The organism is Roseivivax halotolerans (assembly GCF_900115815.1).
Taxonomy (GTDB): Bacteria; Pseudomonadota; Alphaproteobacteria; order Rhodobacterales; family Rhodobacteraceae; genus Roseivivax; species Roseivivax halotolerans.
Map to the genome: position 1 here is coordinate 254,373 of NZ_FOXV01000004.1, position 24,208 is coordinate 278,580.

22 protein-coding genes are annotated in these 24,208 nt (G+C 64.1%); 8 read left to right on the forward strand and 14 right to left on the reverse strand.

Going from position 1 to position 24,208, the window contains the following annotated elements; translation table 11 throughout:
* The first annotated feature begins 10 nt into the window (after nucleotides 1–10).
* Nucleotides 11–1,081 (forward strand): 5-(carboxyamino)imidazole ribonucleotide synthase, encoded by a 1,071-nt coding sequence (locus BM171_RS08250; RefSeq protein WP_093010476.1) that lies wholly within the window; start codon nucleotides 11–13, stop codon nucleotides 1,079–1,081.
* On the opposite strand, the gene BM171_RS08255 is transcribed toward BM171_RS08250, so the two are convergent.
* The 10 genes from BM171_RS08255 to BM171_RS08300 all read right to left on the reverse strand — a co-directional run bounded on the left by BM171_RS08255 (nucleotide 1,071) and on the right by BM171_RS08300 (nucleotide 8,749).
* Nucleotides 1,071–2,234, reverse strand: coding sequence for an alpha-D-ribose 1-methylphosphonate 5-triphosphate diphosphatase (locus tag BM171_RS08255; protein WP_245760208.1), 1,164 nt, complete (start codon nucleotides 2,232–2,234; stop codon nucleotides 1,071–1,073). The two genes, BM171_RS08250 and BM171_RS08255, sit on opposite strands and share 11 nt — an antisense overlap.
* Nucleotides 2,210–2,959 (reverse strand): esterase/lipase family protein, encoded by a 750-nt coding sequence (locus BM171_RS08260; RefSeq protein WP_093010480.1) that lies wholly within the window; start codon nucleotides 2,957–2,959, stop codon nucleotides 2,210–2,212. The genes BM171_RS08255 and BM171_RS08260 overlap by 25 nt, the downstream gene beginning before the upstream one ends.
* Before the next feature lie 17 nt (nucleotides 2,960–2,976).
* Nucleotides 2,977–3,822, reverse strand: a complete 846-nt coding sequence (locus tag BM171_RS08265) for a DMT family transporter (protein ID WP_093010557.1) — start codon at nucleotides 3,820–3,822, stop codon at nucleotides 2,977–2,979.
* A 5-nt stretch (nucleotides 3,823–3,827) separates the two neighbouring features.
* Nucleotides 3,828–4,295, reverse strand: a complete 468-nt coding sequence (locus BM171_RS08270; RefSeq protein WP_093010482.1) for a GNAT family N-acetyltransferase — start codon at nucleotides 4,293–4,295, stop codon at nucleotides 3,828–3,830.
* Nucleotides 4,296–4,352: 57 nt separating this feature from the next.
* Nucleotides 4,353–5,111 (reverse strand): meso-2,3-butanediol dehydrogenase, encoded by a 759-nt coding sequence (budC, locus tag BM171_RS08275; protein ID WP_093010484.1) that lies wholly within the window; start codon nucleotides 5,109–5,111, stop codon nucleotides 4,353–4,355.
* Nucleotides 5,112–5,228: 117 nt separating this feature from the next.
* Complete coding sequence (gene groL, locus BM171_RS08280) at nucleotides 5,229–6,875, reverse strand: chaperonin GroEL (protein ID WP_093010486.1); 1,647 nt, start codon at nucleotides 6,873–6,875, stop codon at nucleotides 5,229–5,231.
* Between the two features lie 57 nt (nucleotides 6,876–6,932).
* Nucleotides 6,933–7,244 (reverse strand): co-chaperone GroES, encoded by a 312-nt coding sequence (locus tag BM171_RS08285; RefSeq protein ID WP_093010488.1) that lies wholly within the window; start codon nucleotides 7,242–7,244, stop codon nucleotides 6,933–6,935.
* 141 nt (nucleotides 7,245–7,385) lie between these two features.
* Nucleotides 7,386–7,793 carry a type II toxin-antitoxin system death-on-curing family toxin gene (locus BM171_RS08290; RefSeq protein WP_093010490.1) on the reverse strand — a complete coding sequence of 136 codons (408 nt, stop codon included), beginning with the start codon at nucleotides 7,791–7,793 and terminating at the stop codon, nucleotides 7,386–7,388.
* Nucleotides 7,790–8,014, reverse strand: coding sequence for an AbrB/MazE/SpoVT family DNA-binding domain-containing protein (locus BM171_RS08295; protein WP_093010492.1), 225 nt, complete (start codon nucleotides 8,012–8,014; stop codon nucleotides 7,790–7,792). Before BM171_RS08295 ends, BM171_RS08290 begins: the two co-directional genes overlap by 4 nt.
* A gap of 57 nt (nucleotides 8,015–8,071) precedes the next feature.
* A complete protein-coding gene (locus tag BM171_RS08300) occupies nucleotides 8,072–8,749 on the reverse strand; it encodes a DUF2161 domain-containing phosphodiesterase (protein WP_093010494.1) in 678 nt (225 codons plus the stop codon).
* A gap of 81 nt (nucleotides 8,750–8,830) precedes the next feature.
* On the opposite strand from BM171_RS08300, the gene BM171_RS08305 reads away from it, so the two are divergent.
* On the forward strand, nucleotides 8,831–9,817 hold the full coding sequence (locus BM171_RS08305) for a TraB/GumN family protein (protein WP_139218684.1): 987 nt from the start codon (nucleotides 8,831–8,833) through the stop codon (nucleotides 9,815–9,817).
* A 3-nt stretch (nucleotides 9,818–9,820) separates the two neighbouring features.
* On the opposite strand, the gene BM171_RS08310 is transcribed toward BM171_RS08305, so the two are convergent.
* The 4 genes from BM171_RS08310 to BM171_RS08325 form a co-directional block, all read right to left on the reverse strand.
* Nucleotides 9,821–11,842 (reverse strand): M3 family metallopeptidase, encoded by a 2,022-nt coding sequence (locus BM171_RS08310; RefSeq protein ID WP_093010498.1) that lies wholly within the window; start codon nucleotides 11,840–11,842, stop codon nucleotides 9,821–9,823.
* 144 nt (nucleotides 11,843–11,986) lie between these two features.
* Nucleotides 11,987–14,419, reverse strand: coding sequence for an ATP-dependent helicase HrpB (gene hrpB / locus BM171_RS08315; RefSeq protein WP_093010500.1), 2,433 nt, complete (start codon nucleotides 14,417–14,419; stop codon nucleotides 11,987–11,989).
* 28 nt (nucleotides 14,420–14,447) lie between these two features.
* A complete protein-coding gene (argF, locus tag BM171_RS08320; protein WP_093010502.1) occupies nucleotides 14,448–15,374 on the reverse strand; it encodes an ornithine carbamoyltransferase in 927 nt (308 codons plus the stop codon).
* A gap of 49 nt (nucleotides 15,375–15,423) precedes the next feature.
* Entirely contained in the window at nucleotides 15,424–16,596 is a 1,173-nt protein-coding gene (locus tag BM171_RS08325) for an aspartate aminotransferase family protein (RefSeq protein WP_093010504.1), read from the reverse strand.
* A 723-nt stretch (nucleotides 16,597–17,319) separates the two neighbouring features.
* Here BM171_RS08325 and BM171_RS08330 point away from each other — a divergent pair.
* From BM171_RS08330 to BM171_RS08355, 6 genes are all read left to right on the forward strand, one after another.
* Nucleotides 17,320–18,297: a sugar phosphate isomerase/epimerase family protein gene (locus tag BM171_RS08330; protein WP_245760209.1), complete on the forward strand. Its 978-nt coding sequence runs from the start codon at nucleotides 17,320–17,322 to the stop codon at nucleotides 18,295–18,297.
* A 42-nt stretch (nucleotides 18,298–18,339) separates the two neighbouring features.
* Entirely contained in the window at nucleotides 18,340–19,386 is a 1,047-nt protein-coding gene (locus BM171_RS08335; RefSeq protein ID WP_093010506.1) for a sugar ABC transporter substrate-binding protein, read from the forward strand.
* 74 nt (nucleotides 19,387–19,460) lie between these two features.
* Nucleotides 19,461–20,993 carry a sugar ABC transporter ATP-binding protein gene (locus BM171_RS08340; RefSeq protein WP_093010508.1) on the forward strand — a complete coding sequence of 511 codons (1,533 nt, stop codon included), beginning with the start codon at nucleotides 19,461–19,463 and terminating at the stop codon, nucleotides 20,991–20,993.
* Between the two features lie 8 nt (nucleotides 20,994–21,001).
* Nucleotides 21,002–21,988 carry an ABC transporter permease gene (locus BM171_RS08345; protein ID WP_093010561.1) on the forward strand — a complete coding sequence of 329 codons (987 nt, stop codon included), beginning with the start codon at nucleotides 21,002–21,004 and terminating at the stop codon, nucleotides 21,986–21,988.
* Nucleotides 21,989–21,991: 3 nt separating this feature from the next.
* A complete protein-coding gene (locus tag BM171_RS08350) occupies nucleotides 21,992–22,849 on the forward strand; it encodes a MurR/RpiR family transcriptional regulator (RefSeq protein ID WP_093010510.1) in 858 nt (285 codons plus the stop codon).
* A 10-nt stretch (nucleotides 22,850–22,859) separates the two neighbouring features.
* The gene (locus BM171_RS08355) at nucleotides 22,860–23,726 is read left to right on the forward strand and encodes a ribokinase (RefSeq protein WP_093010512.1); all 867 of its coding nucleotides are present in this window, start codon (nucleotides 22,860–22,862) and stop codon (nucleotides 23,724–23,726) included.
* The last annotated feature ends 482 nt before the right edge of the window (nucleotides 23,727–24,208 follow it).

Consider the following 24,208-nt stretch of genomic DNA (forward strand, 5'->3'; position numbering starts at 1 on the left):
GGCGAAACGCATGACCACCCCCCTTCCCCAAGGCGCGACGATCGGCATTCTCGGCGGCGGCCAACTCGGACGGATGCTATCGGTGGCGGCAGGACGGCTCGGCTTTCGCACACATATTTTCGAGCCGGGCGCGGAGCCGCCAGCAGGGCAACTTGCCCATAGCGTGACGACCGCTCCTTACGAGGATCGCGCCGCACTGACGGCCTTCGCCGAAGCCGTGGACGTCATCACCTACGAGTTCGAGAACGTGCCGACCGAGGCGCTCGATCTCTTGGGCGAGATGCGCCCGATCCGGCCAGGCCGCGAGGCGTTGCGGGTCAGCCAGGATCGCCTGGTCGAAAAGGATTTCCTGTCGGGCCTCGGCCTCTCGGTCGCGCCCTATGCCGATGTCGCGGATGCGGCCGGGCTCTCCGCCGCGATCGAAACGATCGGCGCCCCCGCAATCCTGAAGACGCGGCGCTTCGGATATGACGGCAAGGGGCAGGCACGTATCAGCCGCCCCGAAGATGCCGAGGCCGCGCTTGCGGAACTGAAGGGCGCGCCCGCGATCCTCGAGGGCTTCGTCGCGTTCAGCCACGAGGTCTCTGTCATCGCCGCGCGCGGCAGGACCGGCGAGGTCGCCTGTTTCGATCCCGGCGAGAATGTCCACGAGCAGGGAATCCTGCGGACGACGACCGTGCCCGCTCGCCTCACGCCCGCCCACCGGCAGGACGCGGTCTTGCTCGCGGGGCGGATTCTGAATGCGCTCGATTACGTGGGCGTGATGGGCGTCGAGCTTTTCGTTACGGCGCAGGGTCTTGTCGTGAACGAGATCGCGCCGCGCGTGCATAATTCCGGCCACTGGACGCAGAACGGCTGCGCGGTCGACCAGTTCGAGCAGCATATCCGGGCCATTGCGGGCTGGCCACTTGGCGATGGGGTCCGCCATGCGGACGTCGTGATGGAGAACCTCATCGGCACCGACATGGACCGCGTTCCCGCGCTATCGCAGGAGCGCGACGTCGCTCTCCACCTCTACGGCAAGTCGGAGGTGAAGCCGGGCCGCAAGATGGGCCATGTGAACCGGATCGTCAGAGGCTGAGAAGCCGCTCGGCGAAGGCCCCCGAAAGATAGGCGACCTGCCCACCTGCAAAGGTCGCGGCAACGCGGCTGTCAGCGTCCAGGACCACGAAATCCGCGCGGAGGCCCTCCGCGATCCGGCCTCGGTCCGAGAGGCCAAGCAGACCCGCCGGTCCGTCCGAGACCAGCGACCAGGCGGCGGGCCAATCGCAGATGCCCCGCTCCACCAGCCGCAGCACCGCGGAGAGCGGCGCGGGATAGTGGTAATCTGAGGCGAGCGCGTCGCAGAGCCCAGCTTCGATCAGCTCGATTGCTGCGACGTTTCGCTTGTGGCTCGATCCGCGCACGACATTTGGCGCGCCCATGACGATCCCATCGCCGCCACGGCGCGCTTCCTCAGCGGCATCCAGCGTCTCCGGAAACTCGGCGATCCTCAGACCCTGCCCGCGCAGCCGCGCCCGCGTCTCCGCGTCGCCATCGTCATGCGAGCCGAGCCTCACGCCCTGCGCGCGGAGCCTTTCCGCCAGATCCGAAACCGCCGCGTCCACGCGCGGACCGTTCCGGTGCAGCTCCAGCAGGAGCGCGAAATGCGCCTCCGGGCTGCGGCCGCTCTTGAGCGCCTGACCCGTCATCTGCTTGGGCTGGCGTCCTTCGGCGAGCCGGTCATGTGCGAGATGATCGTTGAAGACGAGATAGTCGATCCCGTAGGTCGCGATCGCCGTCTCGGCGCGGGAGAATTCGTCCAGAAGATGCGTTTCGAGCCGAAGCTGCACGCGCAGATCCACGGGCACATCGGCGCGCATCGCGGCCCAGGCGGCAAAGACCTCTTCGGCGAAGTCCGGCCCGCGCAAACCGCCTTCCCAGGACCAGAACTGGGCGAGATAGGCTGTTGTCACGCCATTGGCGGCGAGCTCTGCCGCCGTCGCGAAAAGGCCCCCTTGCGTGTCTCTCAGCGCACCTCGGCGCGGGGCGACATGCCGCTCGAACCCGTCGCCGTGGGCGTCCACGATCCCCGGCAGGATGCGAAAGCCCGATGCATCGACAACGCGCGCATCGATTTCCGCATCAAAGCGGCCGTTGGCGAAGGCGACATCCCTCTCGTCCCAACCCTTCGGGCCCAGCACCTCCGCCCCGGACAAGCGCAGCGCGATCACGGGCAGATCCCGATCAGGCACGGCAGCTCGTCAAGCGGCAGGATCTCGGCCCATTGCCCGACCGGCCCGAAATGCCCGGTCTCCAGGAACGTCAGAACCTGCGCCATCGCCTCGGGGCTTTGCATGATGAAGGTGTGTGTGAGCGGCAGGGTCAGATGCGCCGTCATCCCGTCCACCCGCGTCGAAGCGACAGACACCTTGCCGTCATCCGCACCCGGAATAAGCGCCGAATAGAATGGGTTCAGCGAACGATTGCCCGCGATCACGCCAAGCTCGAAATCGACAGGGGGCAGCTGCGCGGGCAGATCTTCGGGGCCTGTGCCGAGCTCCTCGCCAGCCGGGCCATTGAGCCACTCGAATACTTCGAGCCCGCCCAGCTCATCGACGAGCTCACTGCCGTGGTTCGGCGGGGCGAGCATGACGACGCGACCAAGCTCGGGCAGCGGGTTTTCAGCCAGCCAGACCCGCGCGAGGATACCGCCCATCGAATGCGTGACAACATGCACCGGCGTCTCGTCGCCGCATTCCCGAACGGCGGCAGGCAGCGTGTCCCGCACCAGCGTCTCGATCCGTTTCTCGGTCGAGGGATATCCCGGCGCGACAATGCGATAGCCTTCAAGTTCGAGAACCTCGGCCAGAGGCAGAAACGACGCCTCGCTCCGCGCGAGCCCGTGCAGCAAGATCACGCAATCGGCCCGCACCGGTGCGGCGAGGAGCGTCAGGAGAAGGACAAGGGCAAAGCGCATGCGCGTGACATAGGCGCTCAGCCCCGCTTCGGAAACGGCAAAACGGAGACCGCGACGCCGCCAAGGACGAGAAGGCTTGCGAGCGCGAAATGCAGACTCGCACTTTCTCCGAGAAAGATCATGCCTCCGCCCAGCGCGATGATTGGCACGGTGAGTTGCGCGACTGCGGCGGCGCTCGCGGCGAGGCGCGGCAAGATGCTGTACCAGAGCGCGTAGCCGAGGCCAGATGTGACCGCGCCCGACAGGATTGCGAGCGCCACACCCGCACCGCTGAGGTTTCCGCCGTCCCCGAACGCGACCCCGATGATCAGGCCGAGAGGCGCTGCCAGCGCGAAATTCGCGGCTGTCCCGACAAGCGGATCGCCCGCGCCGCGCCCAGCCAGCGAGTAGAGCCCCCAACCTAGGCCGGCCGCCGCCATCATGATGCCGTGCGGCAAGCTCACCTCCGCGCCCGAACCAGGCCAGAGGAGCCAGGCGAGCCCGGCAAAGGCGAGCGCGGCCCCGGCCCAGCGCCGCGCCGGCGGTCGCTCCCCGCCCCGGAGCGCGCCACCGAACATCGTGATCTGCACGAAGCCGAAGAGGATCAACGCGCCCAGCCCTGCATCGAGCGAAAGATAAGCCGCCGAGAAGCCGTAGATGTAGATAAGCAACGAAATGACACCGAGCGCGCGGCCTCGCCCTCCCCAGCGCATCCCGCCGCGCAAGGCGTAGGACAATGCGACCAGCGTCACCGCCCCCGCCCAGAGCCGGATCGTGCCGAAACGCGCGGCATCCATGCCCCAATCGGCCAGCGCCATCCGGTTCAGCACCGAATTCGCCGCGAAAGCGGTCATGGTGAGCGCGGTGAGCAGAAAGAGGCGCACAGGCGTCACGCGCCGAACGCTTTGGGATAGACCAGAGCGGGTTCCTTGCTCTTGGCCGGGCCGACGACCAGCGTGTGATCGACCGGAAAGGGCGAGGTCAGTCCCTCGGCCTTGCGAAAGCCGCAGCGCTGGTAGAATCCCGGCTCGCCAAGGACCACGATCGTCTGTCCCGCCGCCTCTGCCCAGCCTGCGAGGAAGCGGCACATGCGCCGCCCGATACCCTGACGCTGCCGATCCGGCGCGACCGCGACCGGCGCAAGGCAGAGCCATCCTTTCGGCGCGATCATCTGCGACAGTGCGAGGTATCCCAAAAGCTGATCGCCCTCCGTGACGACCTGCTCTCCGGCGATGGCACCGGATTTTCGCAAGTGGCGCACGAGATTCGCCTCATCGGGCCCGGGAAATGCCGCGCGGAGCAGCGCCTCGACCGCGTCTTCCTCACCTGCGCGCATCTCGCGCATGAAATCAGTCATAGCGCACTCCCTTCCGGGCCGACAAAGCCCGCAAGGGAGGCCGAGGTCAATCCCACCTTAGCCGAGCGGCGGCTGTCCGTTGGAGGCCGAGAGACCGCCATCCACTGGCACGATCACGCCATTGACCAAGCGCGCATCGTGGCTCGCGAGAAAGGCGATCACGTCGCCGACCTCTTCGGGATGGGCGGCGCGGCCAAGCGGGATGCGCTCCTTGAACTTGCCGTAGAGCGTATCGTTCTCGAGAAGGCCCGAAGCCATGTCCGTCTGCGTGGCCGAGGGTGCGACCGCGTTGACCCGCACGCCGCTTTGATCCGCCTCGAGCGCGAGCGCTTTCACGAAATTCGTAACGCCCCCTTTCGAGGCGTTGTAGGCGAGCATCCCCCAGTCGCCGCCCATGCCCGAGACGGACGAGGTCATCACGACATTGCCGCCGCTTTTCTTCAGATGCGGCCAGGCTGCCTCTGTCATGAGGTATACGCCGGTGAGGTTGATGCGTATGGTCTTGTCCCAGTCCTCGCGGTCGATTTCGCCCATCCGGCCGGGCTCGGCGACGCCTGCGTTGTTGACGAGGATGTCGATGCCGCCGAATGCCTCGACCGCCTGTTCTGTGACCGCGCGCGCGCCATCCTCCGTACCGACATCGGCGGCGACCACGAGAGCGCCGTCGATGTCCTTTGCCACTGCGTCGAGCTTGTCCTTGGTGCGGCCCACGAGCACGACGTGCGCGCCCTCTTCGCCGAACCTGCGTGCGGCGGCCGCGCCGATGCCGGAGCCTGCGCCGGTGACGACGACGGTCTTGTTCTTGAAGCGGTTCATGCTGCTCTCCTGTGCGATATCCTCGATAGAACGAAGGGCCGCATCCCGCGTTCCCTGAAAAAGAAAAGGGCCCGCGCGCGGCGGGCCCTTTCGGTGTCTCGGTCGGTGACCGGCAGATTACATCATGCCGCCCATGCCGCCCATGTCGGGCATGCCGCCACCGGCACCGCCGCCATTGTCCTTCTGCGGACGGTCGGCGACCATGGCTTCGGTGGTGATCAGGAGGCCCGCCACGGAGGCTGCATCCTCAAGCGCGGTACGCACGACCTTCGCGGGGTCGATGACGCCAAACTTGAACATGTCGCCATATTCGTCGGTCTGAGCATTGTAGCCGAACTTCAGATCGTCGCTTTCGCGGATCTTGCCTGCAACGACGGAGCCGTCGACGCCTGCGTTCTCGGCGATCTGGCGCAGCGGGCTTTCCAGAGCGCGGCGCACGATGGCGATACCGGCATTCTGGTCGCTGTTCGCGCCCGTGAGACCTTCGAGAGCCTTCGCACCCTGGACGAGCGCAACGCCGCCGCCGACCACGATGCCTTCCTGGACAGCCGCGCGGGTTGCGTTCAGCGCGTCATCGACGCGGTCCTTACGCTCTTTCACTTCGACCTCGGTCATGCCGCCAACGCGGATCACCGCGACGCCGCCTGCGAGCTTGGCCACACGTTCCTGCAGCTTCTCGCGGTCGTAGTCGGAGGTCGTCTCTTCGATCTGGGTGCGGATCTGGCCGACGCGCGCCTCGATCTCGGCGCTGTCGCCCGCGCCATCGACGATGGTGGTCTCGTCCTTGGAGATGTCGACCTTCTTGGCCTGGCCGAGCATGTCCATCGTGACGTTCTCGAGCTTCATGCCGAGATCTTCCGAGATCACCTGGCCGCCGGTGAGGATCGCGATGTCCTGCAGCATGGCCTTGCGGCGGTCGCCGAAGCCCGGTGCCTTGACGGCTGCGATCTTGAGGCCGCCGCGCAGCTTGTTGACGACGAGCGTGGCCAGAGCCTCGCCTTCGACGTCTTCAGCGATGATGAGGAGCGGCTTCTGCGACTGGATGACCTGCTCGAGGAGCGGGACCAGCGGCTGCAGGGAGGAGAGCTTCTTCTCGTGGAGAAGGATCATGCAATCCTCGAGTTCCGCGACCATCTTCTCGGAGTTGGTCACGAAGTAGGGGGAGAGATAGCCACGGTCGAACTGCATGCCTTCGACGACTTCGACGTCGGTCTCCATGCCCTTGTTCTCTTCGACGGTGATGACACCCTCGTTGCCGACCTTCTGCATGGCGTCGGCGATCATGGTGCCGATCGACTCTTCGCCGTTTGCGGAGATGGTGCCGACCTGTGCCACTTCGTCGGAATTCTCGACCTTGCGGCTGGCATTCTTGATGTGCTCGACGACCTTGGTGCAAGCGAGGTCGATGCCGCGCTTGAGATCCATCGGGTTCATGCCCGCGGAGACGGCCTTGACGCCTTCCTTGACGATGGACTGCGCGAGCACGGTCGCGGTGGTGGTGCCGTCGCCGGCCTCGTCGTTGGTGCGGGAAGCAACTTCCTTCACCATCTGCGCGCCCATGTTCTCGAACTTGTCCTCAAGCTCGATTTCCTTGGCGACGGAGACGCCGTCCTTGGTGATGCGCGGTGCGCCGAACGACTTGTCGAGGACCACGTTGCGGCCCTTGGGGCCGAGCGTCACCTTGACCGCATCGGCCAGTACGTTGACGCCCTTGAGCATACGATTGCGGGCGTCGGTATCGAACTTCACGTCCTTAGCAGACATATTTTGTCACTCCTTGTTCGGGGTCAGAAAGAAAACGTTTCCGGAGGAAATCGCCCTTCAGGCGGCTTTCGCTTCGGCTGCATCGGCGATGATGCCGAGAATGTCGCTTTCTTTCATGATGAGCAGCTCTTCGCCGTCGATCGACACTTCCGTGCCGGACCACTTGCCGAAGAGGATCTTGTCACCCTCTTTCACGGCCGGAGCGATCAGCTCGCCGTTGTCCTTGCGCGCGCCTTCGCCACACGCGATCACGATGCCTTCAGCCGGCTTTTCCTTGGCGGTTTCCGGGATGATGAGGCCGCCCTTGGTCTTGTCGTCACTTTCGACACGACGGACCAGGACACGGTCATGGAGCGGTTTGAATGCCATCTTCGAGTCTCCTTGGCTCAAAGTTCGTTCCTGTTGGCGTCCCCCCTCAGGCAGACGCATTAGCACTCACCAGAGTCGAGTGCCAACGCCGTCGAGATAGGGAGGGTGCGACAGGGTGTCAAGCAAGCTCTGGAGAGATTTTTATCGGCTCTCTGCCGTCTCGGAGATGGGCTTTGCGCCCGCTTTCAGCCAAGCCGCGAAATCCGCCTCGGACAGCGCGCCCGACGCAAGATCTTCCATGGCGCGCACGCCCTCCACCGGATCAGGCCGAAACGCATATCCGTTGAGTCGGAGAAAGGCGACCGAGGTGACGAAAGCCGTGCGCTTGTTGCCATCGACGAAGGCGTGCGCCTTGGCAATTCCGAAGGCACATCCCGCCGAAAGGTCGAAGAGGTCCGGATTGCCATATGCATGGATGTTGAGCGGCCTGCCCAGAGCCCCCTCAAGAAGGCCCGCGTCACGCAGACCGGACGCTCCGCCATGCCGAGAGATTTGCCGGTCATGGATAGTCTTCACAGCCGCAAGCGGCACCCAGACAGGCGCGGTCACGCCAGTGCGGCCAGAAGATCGCGGTTCTCGTCCATCACCGTTTCGGCTGCTGCAAGCGCCTCCGCGACCGAGGGATCATGCGCCATGATCCGCAGCGTCCCGTCATCGCCGCGCACCACATAAAGAGTGTCACCTTCCTTGGCGTCGAGAATGGCGAGCATTTCGGTCGTGAGGGTCATGGCCGCCGAATTGCCGACCTTGCGAATTTTGGTTTCGATCATTGCGGCCTCCGGGCGTATATACGTACATATATACACAAGGCCCGATACATGTCCATCTCAGCGCGAATCTTCCCAACTTCCGGCCCAATGCGCCAGACCCGCATGCCCCCCGGCGGTCAGCGTATAGACCCCCGTCTCCACCTTCTCGAACCAGCCATAATGGTTGTCGCGCATGATCCGCGTGGCCTCTGGCACGCCCGTAGCCTTTGCGACGATCGCGCCCTTCTCCGCGCCGCTTGCCGCCAGATAGGCCGCGCATGCGAGGGCATCCTGCCGATAGCCGGTGACAAGCCCGTGCCGCGTTGCGCCGCCATCGTTCGGATCGCCGCGCAGGCGCTCGAACTCGCGCAGGAGCCGAGCTTGCGCCTTGCGGTTCTTTCGTGGCGCGTAGGGCCCCGGATCGGCATGGACCTCGACCTTGCCGTCCCGCGCCCGCACCGTCAGAAACCCGAGCCCGAGCCTGCGGCAGAGCGCGACATTGTCCTTCAGCGCCCGCTTCGCACGCACGCCCGAGGGACGCGCCACGGCAAGATAGACGTGATCGGTGAGCGACAGCCGCGCAATGCCCTGATGCACCAGGCCGAGCGTGACGGATCGCTTCAGCTCCACGATCACCGGCGGCTCGCCCGCGCGGCACGCCACCACATCCGCCGCTCCGACCTCGCCTTTGACGTCGTAGCCCTGTGCTTGGAGATAGGCCTTGATCGGCGCGTAGAGATCGCTTTCCCGTGACATCGCGGCTCAGACTCCTCGCGGATCTTGCCGCTGGCAAGCCCCTCTCCTAGCGTTGATTGAACACTTGTGGAGCTTCTGCCGATGCGCGTCTTTTTCTCCGTCCTCTTCTGGCTCATCGGCAGCACGCTGGCCCATGCCGACTGCGCCGGAACGGACCTGCGGCCGACCCTCTCGGACGCGGCGCGCGCGGAGATCGCGACACGCATCCGGGACATGCCGAATCCCACCGGCAACCACTGGCTCGCCACGCGTGGCGCACAGGAAATCCGCCTCGTCGGCACGATGCATGTGGATGATGGCCGCTTCGACGCCGTGACGGAGCGATTGCGTCCGCTGGTCGCGGCCTCTGACCTTCTGCTGCTCGAACTCACCGCCGAGGAGGAGGCCGCGATGGTCGAGAGGCTCGCCTCCGATCCGTCCTTTTTCGTTCTCGAAGACAGTAGCTTGCCCGACCTTCTGCCCGAAGACGACTGGCAGCGCATCGCGGAGGCGGTCAGTGCGCGTGGTATGCCGCCCTTCATGGCCGCCAAGTTCAAGCCCTGGTACGTCTCGATGATCCTGGCCATGCCGCCTTGCATGGACGTGACCCTCGGCGGGGCGACGGGACTTGACGCGCGGCTTCAGGATGTCGCGCGCGAGACCGGCACGCCCACCGCCGCGCTGGAGGATCCCATCACCGTCTTCGAGGCTTTCGAAGCGATCCCTCTCGAGGAGCAGGCCGAGACGATCACGGCGGGCATTCTTCCACCGAACGTTGCCGAAGACATCTTCGCCACGCTCCGGGAGGCCTATTTCGAGGAACAGACCGCCGAGAGCTGGGTGCTGTCGGGTGTGCTGACCGCAGAAGCTTCGGACGCGGACCCTCGCGAGGTCCGCTCCGCCATCGCGGAGATGGAAGGTGCGCTGCTTCGCGATCGCAACCGCGCCTGGATGCCGGTGATCCTTGACGCCGCCACGCCTGGCACCTCGATCATGGTCGCGGCAGGCGCGGCGCATTTGCCGGGCGAGGATGGGCTTCTTGCGCTGCTCGAAGCGCAAGGCTTCACCCTCGAACGCCAGCCGTTCTGAGCCTCAGGCCGCGAGCCCGCGGCCTTTCAGAAGCGCGTCGACACCCGGCATCTTGCCACGGAAACTGACATAGAGATCTTCGGCCTCGGCCGATCCGCCCTTGGACAGGATGAAGCGCTCCAGCTTCTCGGCCATCGCGGCATGGAACGCCCCGCCTGCCTCCTCGAAGGCGGCGAAGGCATCGGCATCCATGACTTCGGACCACATGTAGCTGTAATAGCCCGAGGAATAGCCGTCGCCCGCGAAGACATGCGCGAAATGCGGCGTGGCGTGACGCATCGCGATGGCCTCGGGCATGCCCATTTCCTGCAGGATCTCCGCCTGCCGCGCCATTGGATCGGCGGGCGGCGGGCCGTCGTGGAACTCGAGGTCCACCATCGCGGAAGCCACGTATTCCACGGTCTGGAAGCCCTGATCGAAATTCGCAGCCTTCAACACCTTATCCAGCATCTCCTGCGGCATCGGCTCGCCGGTCTCGACATGGGTGGCATAGCTCTTCAGCACCTCGGGGACTTCGAGCCAGTGCTCATAGAGCTGCGAGGGCAATTCGACGAAATCCCGCGCCACGCTGGTCCCGGCCATCGAGCCGAACTCCACATCCGACAGGATCTGGTGCAGCGCGTGGCCGAACTCGTGAAAGAGCGTTCGCGCGTCATCGTAGGACAAAAGCGCGGGCGTGCCTTTCGAGGGCTTGGCGAAGTTGCAGACATTGACGACGATCGGCGTCTTCACCTCCGGGCGCTTGGCCTGCATCCGCATCGCCGAGCACCACGCGCCCGAGCGCTTGGAAGCGCGCGCGAAATAGTCGCCCACGAACACCGCGAGGTGCTGGCCGTGTCGCGTTACCTCCCAGGCGCGGCAATCGGAGTGGTAAAGACCGACATCGAGCGGTTTGAATTCGAGCCCGAACAGACGGTTCGCGCAGTCGAATGCCGCCTCGATCATCCGTTCGAGCTGCAGGTAGGGTTTCAGCGCGGTTTCATCGAGGTCATGCTCCGCCTTCCGGCGTTTCTCCGCGTAATAGCGCCAGTCCCAGGGCTGCAGCGGGCCGTTCACGCCCTCGTCCTGCATGAGCGCGGCAAGCGCGTCCTGGTCGGCGAGCGCCTGCGCCTTTGCCGGCTCCCAGACCGCTGTCAGAAGATCGCGCACCGCGGCGGGCGTGCCGGCCATCTCGGTCTCGAGCTTGTAGGCCGCGAAGCTGTCGTAGCCGAGAAGCTTCGCCCGCTCTTCGCGCAGAGCCAGAACCTCGCGGGCGATCTCGCGATTGTCGGTCTCGCCCCCGTTCGCGCCGCGGGACGTCCAGGCCCGCCAGGCGCGCTCGCGCAGATCGCGGCGGGCCGAGAATTGCAGGAATGGCACGATCAGCGAGCGTGACAGCGTGATCACCGGCCCGCCCGCACCGCGCTCTTCCCCCGCCGCGCGGGCGGAGGCCTTCACGAAGTCCGGCAGCCCGGTGAGGTCATCCTCGGACAGCTCCATCTGCCAGCCCGCCTCGTCCGCCAGAAGGTTCTGCGTGAACGCTGTGCCGAGCACGGAGAGCCTCGACTTGATCTCGCGCATCCGGTCCGCGTCACTGCCCTTGAGCGCCGCCCCGGCGCGCACGAACCCGCGGCGGGTGAGTTTCAGCAGTCGCTGCTCTTCGGGACCGAGGTCGTGCTCTTCACGGGTCTGCCACAGCGCCTCGATCCGCGCGAACAACGCCGCATTGGCGTAGATGCCCGAAAAATGCGCCGAGAGCTTCGGCGAGAAATCCCGCTGCAATTCCTGGCGTCTGGGGTTGGTGTCCGCCCCGGCCACCGCGAAGAAGGCCGACAAGACCTTGTCGAGCGCCGCACCCGCGCCTTCCAGCGCGACGATCGTGTTCTCGAAAGACGGCGCGGCGGGGTTCTCTGCGATTGCCGCGATCTCGGCATCATGTTCGATCAGCGCGGTCTCGAGCGCGGGCGCGTAATCCTCGTCGGATATCTCGGCGAAAGGCGGGATGCCGAACGGGGTGGACCAGGGCTCGAGAAGCGGATTGTTCATTGGGGGATCTCCTTTGCGAAGATACCTATGGCGCGCGCTGCCCCGCGGCAACGCCCCACCGGGGACAAAGCGACGGCGCCCCCTCTTTGGATTGGTAAAAATACCCGCGGGGAGCGCGAGGGGCTGGCCCCTCGCACCTCTGCCTCAGCGCCGCGGTTTGGCCCGAAGCGTGGGATCGGCCTCGCGCGGATCTTCCGGCCAGGGATGCTTGGGATACCGCCCGCGCATGTCCTTTCGCACATCGGCGTATGAACTTTCCCAGAAGCCCGGCAGATCCATCGTGGTTTGCACCGCGCGCCCGGCCGGGGACAAAAGCGTGACCTTGAGGGGTTTCTCCCCGACCTTCGGGTGCACGCGCTGACCGAACATCTCCTGCAGCCGCAGAGAAATCTCCGGCACGTCGCCGGAATAATCGATCGGGATCGACCTGCCGAGCGGCGTTGTGAAACTGCCGGGAACCGCGCGATCAAGCGCTTGCCGTGCCGCGAAATCGAGCCGCGCCTCCAGTGCGGGCAGCAGGTCGAAGCGCTTCCAGTCCTGCCGGCTCAGAACGCCGCCGAGAAACGGCAAGAGCCAGTCCTCCAGCGTCGCCATCAAGGTCTCCTCGTCCGATGCGGGTAGGTCAAGGCCCGCCTCGCGGCCGATCTCGATCCGCGCGAGGAAGCGCTGCGATTTCGCCTGAATCCCGAGCCCCATGTCCCGCACCCCGTCCAGCATCGCCTCCGCCAGCGCGTCTGGCGGCGCGTCCCGCCAGATCCGGTCATCGAGGGCGATCTGACCGAGCCGCTCCTGCTCGCGCGCGAGAACGCGGGCGTCGCGGCGGGACCATTCGCAGAGGCGCATCCAGCCGATGCGATCGGCGAAGACCGCGCGCAGCTCGCCTTCGGTGATCTGGATCGCCTGCCGGATACGCGCCTCGCGCCGATCGCCGTCAAGATCGGTCGCCACGATGAGGCGCGCCGATCCCAAGGGGTCGTCCTCGCTCAACGCGCCGCCCGATCCGCCCGAAAGCTGGTAGCGCGGCGCATCACCCTTGCGGCGCAGCCCGATCCGGTCGGGATAGGCAAGCGCGGCCATCTCGGCAGTCGAGAGCCCGGCATCCTCGCCACCAAGCCTTGCCAGCCGCTTGGCCTCGGCCTTGATCCGTTCGAGCCCGCCTCGGCTCACCTCGAAAGGCCGCCCTGCGGCGAAGCCCTTGGGATCGCGCAGCGCCTCGAGCCGAAGCGTCAATTCCGCAGGCGCGCCGCGCAGAGGATCGCGATCGGACAGCAGCGCGGCAAGGGCCGCAGCCCCTTGTCCCGCTCGCGCAAGCATGTGTGCGAGACGCGGGTGCAGTGGCATTCGGGCCATGTCACGTCCATGAGCCGTGACCCGGCCCCCCGCATCGAGCGCGCCAAGCTCCGCCAGCAGCGACCGCGCTTCGGAATAGGGCCCCTGCGGCGGCCGCGTCAGGAACGGCAGATCCTCCGGCCCCGCGCCCCAGACCGCGAGCTCGAGCGCAAGTCCGGCAAGATCCGCGACCTCGATTTCCGGCGGCGCGAAGGCGGGCATGCCGCCTTCCTCTCCCTTGGTCCAGAGACGGTAGGCGACGCCGGGCGCGACGCGCCCCGCCCGGCCCGCGCGCTGCTTCGCCTCGGCTTTCGAGGCCCGCTCTGTCACCAGACGCGACATGCCCGAGCCCGGATCGAAGCGCGCCCGCCGCGCGAGCCCGGCATCGACGACGACACGGATATCTTCGATGGTCAGCGAGGTTTCCGCGATGGACGTGGCAAGCACCACCTTGCGGCCCGAGGGTTCGGGCCGGATCGCCGCGCGCTGTTCGGCGAAGGGCATCGCGCCGAACAGCGGACGGATCTGCACATCCGCGCCGACACGTTTGCCAAGCTGCGCCGCGACGGCGCGGATCTCGCGCTCACCCGGCAGGAAGACGAGGATGCCGCCCTCCTCGACACCGAGAGCCTCCGTGACGGTCTCCGCGACCGCATTCTCAAGCCGCGCACCATTGGCGAGTGGCACATCGCGCCAGCGGATATCGACCGGAAAGCTGCGTCCTTCCGAGGTAATGACAGGAGCGTTCAGAAGATCTGCCACGGGTCCGGCATCAAGCGTCGCCGACATGGGCAGAAGGATCAGATCCTCGCGCAATGCGCCCGCGACCTCGAGACAGAGCGCGAGGCCAAGATCGGTATTGAGCGAGCGTTCGTGAAATTCGTCGAAAAGCACCGCGCCGACGCCGGCAAGCTCGGGGTCCGATTGCAGGCGACGCGTCAGGATCCCTTCGGTGACGACCTCTATCCGGGTCGCCTTCGACACCTTGGCCTCGCCCCGGATACGGTAGCCGACCGTCTCGCCCACCCGCTCGCCCAGCGTCTCGGCCATACGTTCGGCGGCAGCGCGCGCGGCGAGCCGGCGGGGCTCCAGCATCAGGATTGTGCCGTCGACCAGACCCGCCTCAAGAAGCGCCAGCGGCACCCGCGTCGTCTTGCCCGCACCCGGCGGGGCCTGCAGGACCGCGCGGCCCTGCTGCCCGATCGCCTTAAGAAGCGCCGGCAGCGCGTCTTCGATGGGCAGGCTCATGCCGGGCGAAGGCGGTGCTGCGGCAAGCTCACGCGCCCACGCACCACCGCATGATGGCCTTCTGCGCGTGCAGCCGGTTCTCGGCCTCGTCCCAGATCACCGAATGTGGTCCGTCCATCACCTCTGAGGTGACTTCCTCTTCCCTGTGCGCGGGCAGGCAATGCATGAAGAGCGCATCCTCCTTGGCGCGGGCCATGAGGTCGCGATTGACCTGGTAGGGGCGCAGCATGTTGTGCCGCCGCTCCCGCGCGCTCTGGGCGTCGTGCATCGACACCCAGGTATCGGTGATGACGAGATCCGCGCCCTCGACCGCCTTCTGCGGATCGCGCTCGATACTGACATTGGCGCCCGCATTCCGGGCGAGCCCCACGAATTCCATCTTGGGATCGAGCTGCACTGGCCCGGTGAAGGTGAAGTCGAAGCCGAATTGCGCGGCCGCATGCAGCCAGGAGGAGCAGACGTTGTTGCCATCGCCCGACCAGACGACCTTCTTGCCCGCGATCGGGCCGCGATGCTCCTCGTAGGTCATCACGTCGGCCATGATCTGGCAGGGATGCGTGCGGTCGGTGAGCCCGTTGATGACCGGGACTGTGGCGAACTCAGCCATCTCGGTCAGCACGCTCTCGTCGAAGGTGCGGATCATGATGAGGTCGACGAAGCGCGACAGCACGCGCGCGGTATCGGCGATGGTCTCACCGTGGCCGAGCTGCAGGTCGGAGCCCGAAAGCACCATCGTCTCGCCCCCCATCTGGCGCACGCCCACGTCGAAGGAGACGCGGGTGCGGGTCGAGGGTTTCTCGAAGATGAGGGCGACCATGTGGCCGGCGAGCGGCTGTTCGGCATCGGGCACGGCCTTGCCTGCGCCGTTGCGCGCCGACTTGATGCGCTGCGCGGCGTCGAGGATGGCGCGCAGATCGCCGGGATCGGTCTTATGGATGTCGAGGAAATGCTTCATCTTTCTGGTCTTTCGGATGCGCCGGGGCGGCCCGGCGAAGAATATGGGATCAGGCGGCGACGGCGCTCGCGGCGCGGCCGAGACGGGAGACGGCCTCGCCGATCTCCTCTTCGGTGATCGTGAGCGGCGGCAGAAGGCGCAGCACGTTGTCGCCTGCGGGAACGGTAAGGATCTCGGCCTCATACCCGGCCTTCATCACGTCGGTATTGGTCGCCTTGCAGACGAGGCCCAGCATCAGGCCCGATCCGCGCACCTCGGTGAAGACCTCGGGATGCTCGGCCACGAGACCTTCGAGCCTCTGGCGGAGATGGGCCGCGCGGCGGCTGACGCCGTCGAGAAAGCCCGGCGCGGTCATCACCTCCATGACCTTGAGGCCCACGGCGCAGCCCAGGGGATTGCCCCCATAGGTCGAGCCATGCGTGCCCGCGGTCATCCCCGAGGCAGCCTTTTCGCTCGCCAGCACCGCGCCCAGGGGGAAGCCCCCACCGATGCCCTTGGCGACCATCATGATGTCTGGCGCGATCCCGGCCCATTCATGGGCGAAAAGACGGCCCGTCCGGCCCATACCGCATTGCACCTCGTCGAAGATCAGAAGCGCGCCGGTTTCGTCGCAAAGCTCGCGCAGGCCCTTGAGGCAATGATCGGGCACGGGGCGGATGCCGCCCTCGCCCTGCACGGGCTCGATGAGGACAGCGGCGGTCTTGTCGGTGACAGCCGCCTTCAGCGCGTCGTGGTCTCCAAACTCGAGATGGGTGAAGCCGGGCAGAAGCGGGCCGAACCCCTTGGTCATCTTCTCCGACCCCGCCGCGGCGATGCCCGCCGAGGAGCGGCCGTGGAAACTGCCCGAGAAGGCCACGATCTCGGTGCGGTCCGCCTGGCCTTCTTCATACCAGTATTTCCGCGCCATCTTCACCGCGAGCTCGCAGCTCTCCGTGCCGGAATTGGTGAAGAAGACGGTATCGGCGAAAGTCGCCTCCACCAGCGCATCGGCGAGCGCCTCCTGCTGGGGAATGCGGTAGAGGTTCGACGTGTGCCAGAGCGCATGCGCCTGCTCCGAGAGCGCCTCAATGAGCGCCGGATGCGCGTGGCCGAGCGCGTTCACCGCGATCCCCGCGCCGAGATCCAGGAAGCGTCGCCCATCCGCCTCGATCAGCCAGGCCCCCTCACCCTTCACGAAGGTGAGCGGCGCACGGTTGTAGGTCGGAAGGACGGACGGGATCATGTTCGTATCCTCGAAATGGAAGGCCTAGGGGTGCCAAGGGCACGGGGCCAAGTCAAGATTTTGCGGGGGGTATGACGGACGCAGGCGCGCCGCGTGCCCGGAAGGGCGCGGCGGGAAGAGGCTCAGCGGCCTCGTCGGGGGTGCTGCGTCAGTGTCATGGGAGGGGTGTTAGCGGGGGTGAGGGATTGTGGCAAGTCGGATGTAGGTTCTTCACGGGCGTTCGCTGAACGCTGAGCCAAGGTCGCTGATGCGGACGAAGTGTGAATTCGCTGCGCATGCAGCGTTGGTTGCGAGCAGCGGCAGCAATGCGCAGGAAGCGTGCTTTGCAAAGTTGGTGCCTTGTCACCGAAGCCGACCTTCGGGACAGCGTAGCGAATGACAGGTCAGAGCCCGACCTACGCCTTAGACGGGTTGCAGCGAACGAACGCTCTCACGAGCAGCCATAAACGCGCAAGAACCACATTGGTTTTTCCTCGGGGTTCTGTCCCGGCTAACCTTCTGACAACGCGAGGCCTCTTGGGGCGGGACAGAAACCACTAATATCGCAAGTTTCGGAACCGGCTTCACAGCACGGTTTGGCGCCGCTCAGACGAGAAGGGGCCTCTTTGCTGCATGACGCGGTTCCACCTCCAGCCACATCAGAGCGGCGATCACAGCAGCCGCACAAAGATCCTTGCCAACTTCACAACAATATGGTTAATCGTAAAGTTAGGAGGACAACCCATGACCCGCTTCGCGACCCGACTGAACTCGTTCGCCGCAAAGGCGGAGGCAGAGTGGCCTGATCACAAAGGCAAGCCGACACCGATGATGACAGCGCGCCGCGCGGCCAAAGTGCCTGGGTTGACCCATGTTGACCTGAACTATCCGGATCACGTATCGGACGATCCGAAGGCCGTCCGCTCCGAGATCAACGACATGGGGCTTGAGATCAACGGTCTGGCTATGCGCTACTACACCAATCCCGCATTCAAGCTTGGCGCTTTCACCAATCCCGACGCGGCAGTCCGACGCGAGGCGATCGATCTGACCAAAAAGGGCATCGATGCCGCTCTGGAAATGGACGCGCCTCTGATGACTCTTTGGATGGGTCAGGATGGCTTCGATTACAGCTTTCAGGGCGACTACTCTAAAATGTGGGAGGATGAGGTCAGTGGCATACAGGAGGTGGCTGAATATGCCCCTGAATGCCTGATTTCCATCGAGTACAAGCCAAATGAGCCCCGCTCATTCGCACTTCTACCCGATGCCGCAACGACCTTGCTTGCCATCGATGAGACCGGGGCAAAAAATCTCGGTGTCACACTCGATTTCGCGCATGTTCTCTATGCGGACGAGATGCCAGCCTTCGCCGCCGCTCTGATCACCCGCCGCTCGCGCCTGCTCGGCGTGCATCTCAACGACGGATACGCCAAGCGGGATGATGGCCTGATGGTAGGCTCTGTTCACCCTCAGGCCACTCTTGAGCTGCTAACCCAGATCCGGCGGGACGGGTATGAGGGGGTGATTTACTTCGACACCTTCCCGGACGCATCGGGCATCGATCCGGTCGAGGAATGTGCCGCGAACATCGAGATGGTCGAGCGGCTGATGGCGATGGCCGAGAAGGTCGAGGCTGACAACACACTGAGATCCGCCATTGGCAAACAGAATTCCCCCGCTGCGCAACGCGCCGTACAGAGGATCCTCACGGGCGGCTAAAATTCACGACATCATAGATCTACGTAAAGGGAGGAGACCCAAATGACGAAGACATTGAAGACGATCCTGCTCGCTGGAACTTTTGCGAGCAGCGCCGGCCTTGCCATGGCGCAAGACCTGCCACCCCTGAACTCCGATACTGAGGTGGACCGCATCGACTGGTCGCAGCTCGAAGCCGAGTTCGGTCCGGTTCCGGCTCCGACCGAGGATGCTTCGGTTGGTGGCGTCTCAAAAACGCTGACGAACGAATACTGGCGGTCGCTGGGTATCGGTTACAAGAATGTCGCCGATGAGTATGGCGTTGATTTCGCCTATCAGGCGGCGCCGAGCGAGGGCGATCAACTGGCGCAGCTATCGATCGCCGAAAACATGCTATTGCAGGGCTATGACGCGCTGTTGTTCTCGCCGCAGACCGACAACAACCTGCAGCCAGCGCTGGAGCGCGCGAGATCGCAAGACATCCCTGTGGTGAACGTGAATGATGCGGTCATCCCCTCGGTCGAACATTATGTAGGAAACGTTCAGCGCGACAACGGCGTGCGCGTGGCGCAATGGTTCATCGAAAACACCGATGGGGGCAAAGTTGCGGTGATCGAGGGCCAGCCTGGCGTGTTTGCTGCGGGTCAGCGTACCGACGGCTTTACCACCACTATCAATGAGATAGATGGTCTCGAAGTGGTAGCGAGCGTTCCCGCGAACTGGAGCCGCGAAGAGGCCTACAACGCAGCGTCGACTATCCTGCAGCAACATCCCGACCTGATCGGCTTTTATGCCAACAACGACGGCATGGCGCTTGGCGTGGTCGAGGCGGTTAAGGCGGCCGATCTTCAGGAGCAGGTAGCTGTATTCGGCACCGACGGCATCTCGGACGCCTACGACTCGATCCGAGCGGGAGACCTAACCGGAACCGTCGACAGCTTTCCCGTCCTGACAGGCGAAGTTGCGATGGAAGTCGCTCTGCGCCTTCTTGATGGGCAGGATCTTCCGCGCGTGGTGGCCACGCCCCAAGCTCTGATCACCTCGGAGAACATCGAACAGTACTCCATCGAGGATACCGCTGCGCTGCGCGAGATGCTTCTGGCCGAATAAGGCCGATCCATCGATCGGGGACCGCCGGACGCGTTGTGCGTGTCGTGCGGCTCCCCTCATCGAAAGGTCCCACCATGGCAACCGACATCAACCGTCTCGCCGTCGACGGGATTTCCAAGGGCTTCCCAGGCGTCAAGGCGCTGGAAGATGTGTCTTTTCAGGTCCGCCCCGGCGAAGTTCACGGGCTTCTGGGCGAGAACGGCGCGGGCAAATCCACGATGCTGAATGTTCTGGCGGCTGTTCTGAAGCCCGATGCGGGCGGGATCCGGATCGACGGCGAGACCGTACGCCCTGGCAGTCCCAAAGATGCACGCGCTGCCGGGATCGCGATGATCCATCAGGAACTTCAACACGTCCCGGGACTGAGTGTGGCGCAGAACATCTTTCTGGGCCGACCTCTGAAGATGGCAGGTGGGCTCCTCGTGAACCGGCGTGCCCAAGAGACGCGAGCGCGCTCTATTCTGGCGGATTTGGACCCCAGTATCGATCCGGGTCGACCGATTCATGAACTGAAGGTCGCACAGCAGCAAATCGTCGAGATCGCCCGTGCTTTGTTGGACGATGCGAAGATCATCGCCATGGACGAGCCCACCTCGTCTCTGACGCCCTCGGAGTTCGACAATCTCGCAGCGCTGATCCGCAAGCTGTCGGCGCAGGGGGTCTCGATCATCTATGTCTCGCACAAAATGGACGAAGTGTTCCAAGTCTGCCAACGCGCAACAATTCTGCGTGACGGACGCTTCGTAGCTACAGTCGATCTCACTGAAACCAGCGAGGACGAAGTGATCGCCAGCATGGTGGGGCGCGAAATCCAGGCGGAGCAACATGTCAGCCATGCCGAAGCCGAGACTGTGCTGCGGGTAGAAGGCTTGGGCGACGGTCGGATGATCCGCGACGCCAGCTTTGAGCTGCATAAGGGCGAAGTGCTGGGCCTTGCAGGACTCGTCGGTTCTGGCCGAACCGAGCTGATGCGGCTGATCGCGGGCATCGACCGCGCGACCGAAGGCAGCATCGAAATTAGAGGAAGCGAGCATAGTTTCCGCTCGCCGCGTGAAGCAATCTCGGCCGGGATCGGGCTGGTGCCGGAGGAACGTAAGAAGGACGGCATTGTTCGCGACCGATCTGTCGCATCCAATATAGCCCTGCCCTGCATGAACCGTTTCTCCTCCGCTGGATTGATCCGTCGCGCGCATCTTCGCCGCGAGGCGACCGAACTGATGCAGCAAATGAACCTGCGCCCGCCGAACGTGGACCGGGCCATCGGCCAATTCTCAGGTGGAAACCAGCAGAAGGCCATTATTGGTCGCTGGCTGGCCGCGGATGTAGATATCCTGCTGTTCGACGAGCCGACGCGCGGCATCGACATCGGCGCCAAATCGGAAATTTACGATCTGATCGAGCGGCTCGCGGCGCAGGGCAAATCGATTATCGTCGTCAGCTCCGAGCTGCCAGAGATCCTGCGCCTATCCGACCGGGTGATGGTGATGCGCGAAGGCGAGATCGCAGGGGTCCTTTCGGGTTGTGACGTCGACGAAGGCCGGATCGCCGCCCTCGCCATTCCAAAGTCGAAAAGCCGCAGTTCTCAGCGAACTGCCGAACCAGCGTGAGCCAAGCCATGACAAACACATCCGATACCAAGGCCAATGAGGCAGAAGGCCGACGCTCGTTCCTGCCGGCCTTCATCAACCTCCGTGACGCAGGCACGCTTTTTGGCCTTGCGTTGATCCTGATTGTTTTCGCCGTTCTGAACCCTGTCTTCATGACCGCGCCGAATGTACTCAACATCCTGCAGCAATCGTCGATCAATGCCTGCATCGCGCTGGGGATGACCTTCGTCATCATCTCGGGGGGGATCGACCTCTCGGTGGGTCCGGCGGCGGCGATTTCGGCCGTTGCGGGCGCCGCACTCATGACCGCGGGGGTTCCACTGCCCGTAGCATTGCTGGGCGCCATGGGCACAGGAATGTTGTGCGGGTTGTTCAATGGTTGCCTGATCGCCTTTGCAGGCCTTCAGCCGTTTATCGTAACCTTGGGGGGCCTTTCGCTCTATCGGGCGCTTGCACTGATCTTCACCGGCGGCAATCCTATTTTCGGTATTCCCACCGAATTCCGTGCATTTATCAACGGTGATCTTCTGGGCGTTCCGGTCCCTGTCGTCATCGTCGGCCTAATCGCTCTGCTATTGTGGATCGTTCTGAACCGCACTCCATTTGGTGAGTACATCTTGGCCGTTGGAGGTAACCAGGAGGCAGCGCGCATCGCAGGCGTTCCCGTCGCTCGTACAAGGATAACTGTATACGTGATGTCGGGTGGCCTTGCTGCGGTCGCCGCTCTGATCCTGATGGGCCGACTGGGCGCGGCTGATCCCACGATGGGCAATCTTTGGGAGCTCGACGCCATCGCAGCGGCCGCCATTGGGGGTGCGTCACTGATGGGCGGCAAGGGGTCGGTCGTCGGTACGCTACTGGGGGCGGTTATCCTTGGTTCGCTTCGCAACGGACTGACGCTGATGAACGTGCAGGCGTTCTATCAACTTCTTGCGACAGGCATTATTATAATCGTTGCTATGCTCATTGACCGAGCCACAAGAGGAAGAGCCTGATACATGAATATCGACCCGCGCACCGTTGGAGCAAGAGTGAGGATGCGGACCCCGTCCCTCACGCCGCTGGAAGCGCGGGTCGTCAATACGATCACCGGACGCACGGACATGGACATGACCACCTCGCTTCGCGAGGTGGCCGAAGATTCTGGTGTCTCTGATGCGATGATCGTCAAGATAGCCAAGAAGCTGGGCTTCAACGGCTTCAGAGATTTTCGTGAAGCACTGGTCAGCTATCAGCAATCCGACGTCGCCTCGCTCCATAGCGAAATCTCGCCGGAGGACAGTTCCTCCGACATAGTGCGCAAGGTGTTCAACACCGCAGTCCAAGCCATCGAAGAAACCATGTCGATTCTCGATATGGAGGCCTTCGATCGGGCGTCAACGCTGCTACACGGGGCGCGACAACGAGACTTCTACGGCCTTGGCGGATCGGCCCAGATTGCGCGTGACGTGTCACACAAGTTCCTGCGCATCGGTCTGCGCAGTGCCGTGTTCGACGATTCGCACATGATGCTGATGTCAGCTGCCCTGCTCGGGCCCGACGACGTAGTGGTCAGTTTCAGTCACTCCGGTGCGACCTCTGCCGTGATCGACGCAACGCGCTTGGCGCGGCAGAACGGAGCTCGCACCATCGCTCTAACCAATTATAATAACGCGCCAATCACCGAGATTGCCGACGTCGTTCTATGTTCGACTGCTCAAGGGTCACCTCTGCTCGGAGAGAACGCGGCAGCCCGGATCGCCCAGCTCAACATCATGGATGCGATCTTCGTCTCAGTCGCGCAGCGCGATTTTGCATCTGCCGAGAGCCAGCTGGCACGGACGATGAAATCCGTCGACAGCAAGCGGGAAAAATAGGAGCCTGCACATGGCGAACACGACCGCAGCCGTCGTCGTTGTCGGCAGCCTGCACTACGACATTTTCGTCGAGGCGCCACACCGCCCCGCACCGGGTGAGACCGTGACTGGAATGCGCTGGTTTCCCAAGTTCGGTGGCAAGGGTGGAAATCAGGCTGTCGCGACTGCCCAACAAGACATTTGTACGCTAATGGTTTCGGCTGTAGGCAATGATGGCTTCGCCGAGTTCCTGCTTGCGGGTCTGCAAACCGGCGGTGTGGATACGGCTCATGTGAGCCGAGCCAAAGACGTAGGCACAGGCATGAGCGTCGCAATAAGCGACGCATCCGGCGACTACGGAGCGGTCATCGTGTCGGGATCAAACCTGATGATAGACCCGCAACAGCTCGAGGTGCCCGAGCTGTGGGATGGTGCCACGCATCTTATCCTGCAAAACGAAATCCGCGAGGAGACCAATCTCGTCGCCGCTCGTGCGGCAAGGTCGCGGGACGTTACCGTCTGCCTGAACGCCGCCCCTTGGCGCCCTATGTCAGACGAGTTTCTTTCGCTCGTCGACATCCTCGTCGTCAACGCGATTGAGGCGGAGGCGATGTGCGGCGTCGACGTCAACGACCTCGATACGGCACAGAAAGCCGCGGCGGCACTGTCTCAGCGTTTCGCCTACGTGGTGGTCACAGCGGGAGGTGATGGCGTCGCTTTTGCTTCGGACGCAGACAAATTTGCAGTGCCGGGGGAGAAGGTTGAGGTCATCTCAACTCACGGGGCCGGTGACTGCTTCATCGGAACTTTGGTTGCCCGTCTTGCTGCCGGGGACGGTTTTAGTCGGGCACTCGAACTTGCCAATCGCGCTGCTGCTCGCCACGTCTCGACGTATTGACTGTCCTCCCGCTTTGGGAATTGGCCTGACTGCTGGCCACTGTACACTCAACTTGGGGAAGAAGGCTTGCCCGCCTACCACCCATGCACCATTTTACTCAATAGTTTTCGCTAATAGCTACCGTTTGTGTTCACACTCGAAGCTCCTTTCGTCGAAGGTCGGCTGCGTCCGCGATACTGCCGCTCAGATTCGCCGCGGCGAAGGTGGGCAGCGAGCCGATTCTGTGGAAAAACACCCGTTTGCTGGCGCAGAATATCGACGCATGGAAGGGGCACGAGCGCCTTTCGTGTCAGGCTTTTCGCGGTTGCTGCGGTGCAGGAAGGATCTTGGCCAGTTTGCGGAGGTTTTGGGCGGCTGCGGCGAGGAGGAATTCGTCGTTTGCGCCGTATGAAGCCACCTGCTCAAACATTGCGGCTCATTCAAAACAAACCTCCAACCCTTCAATAGGGTTGGAGGTAAGTTCTTCGGCGCCATCTCTCCTT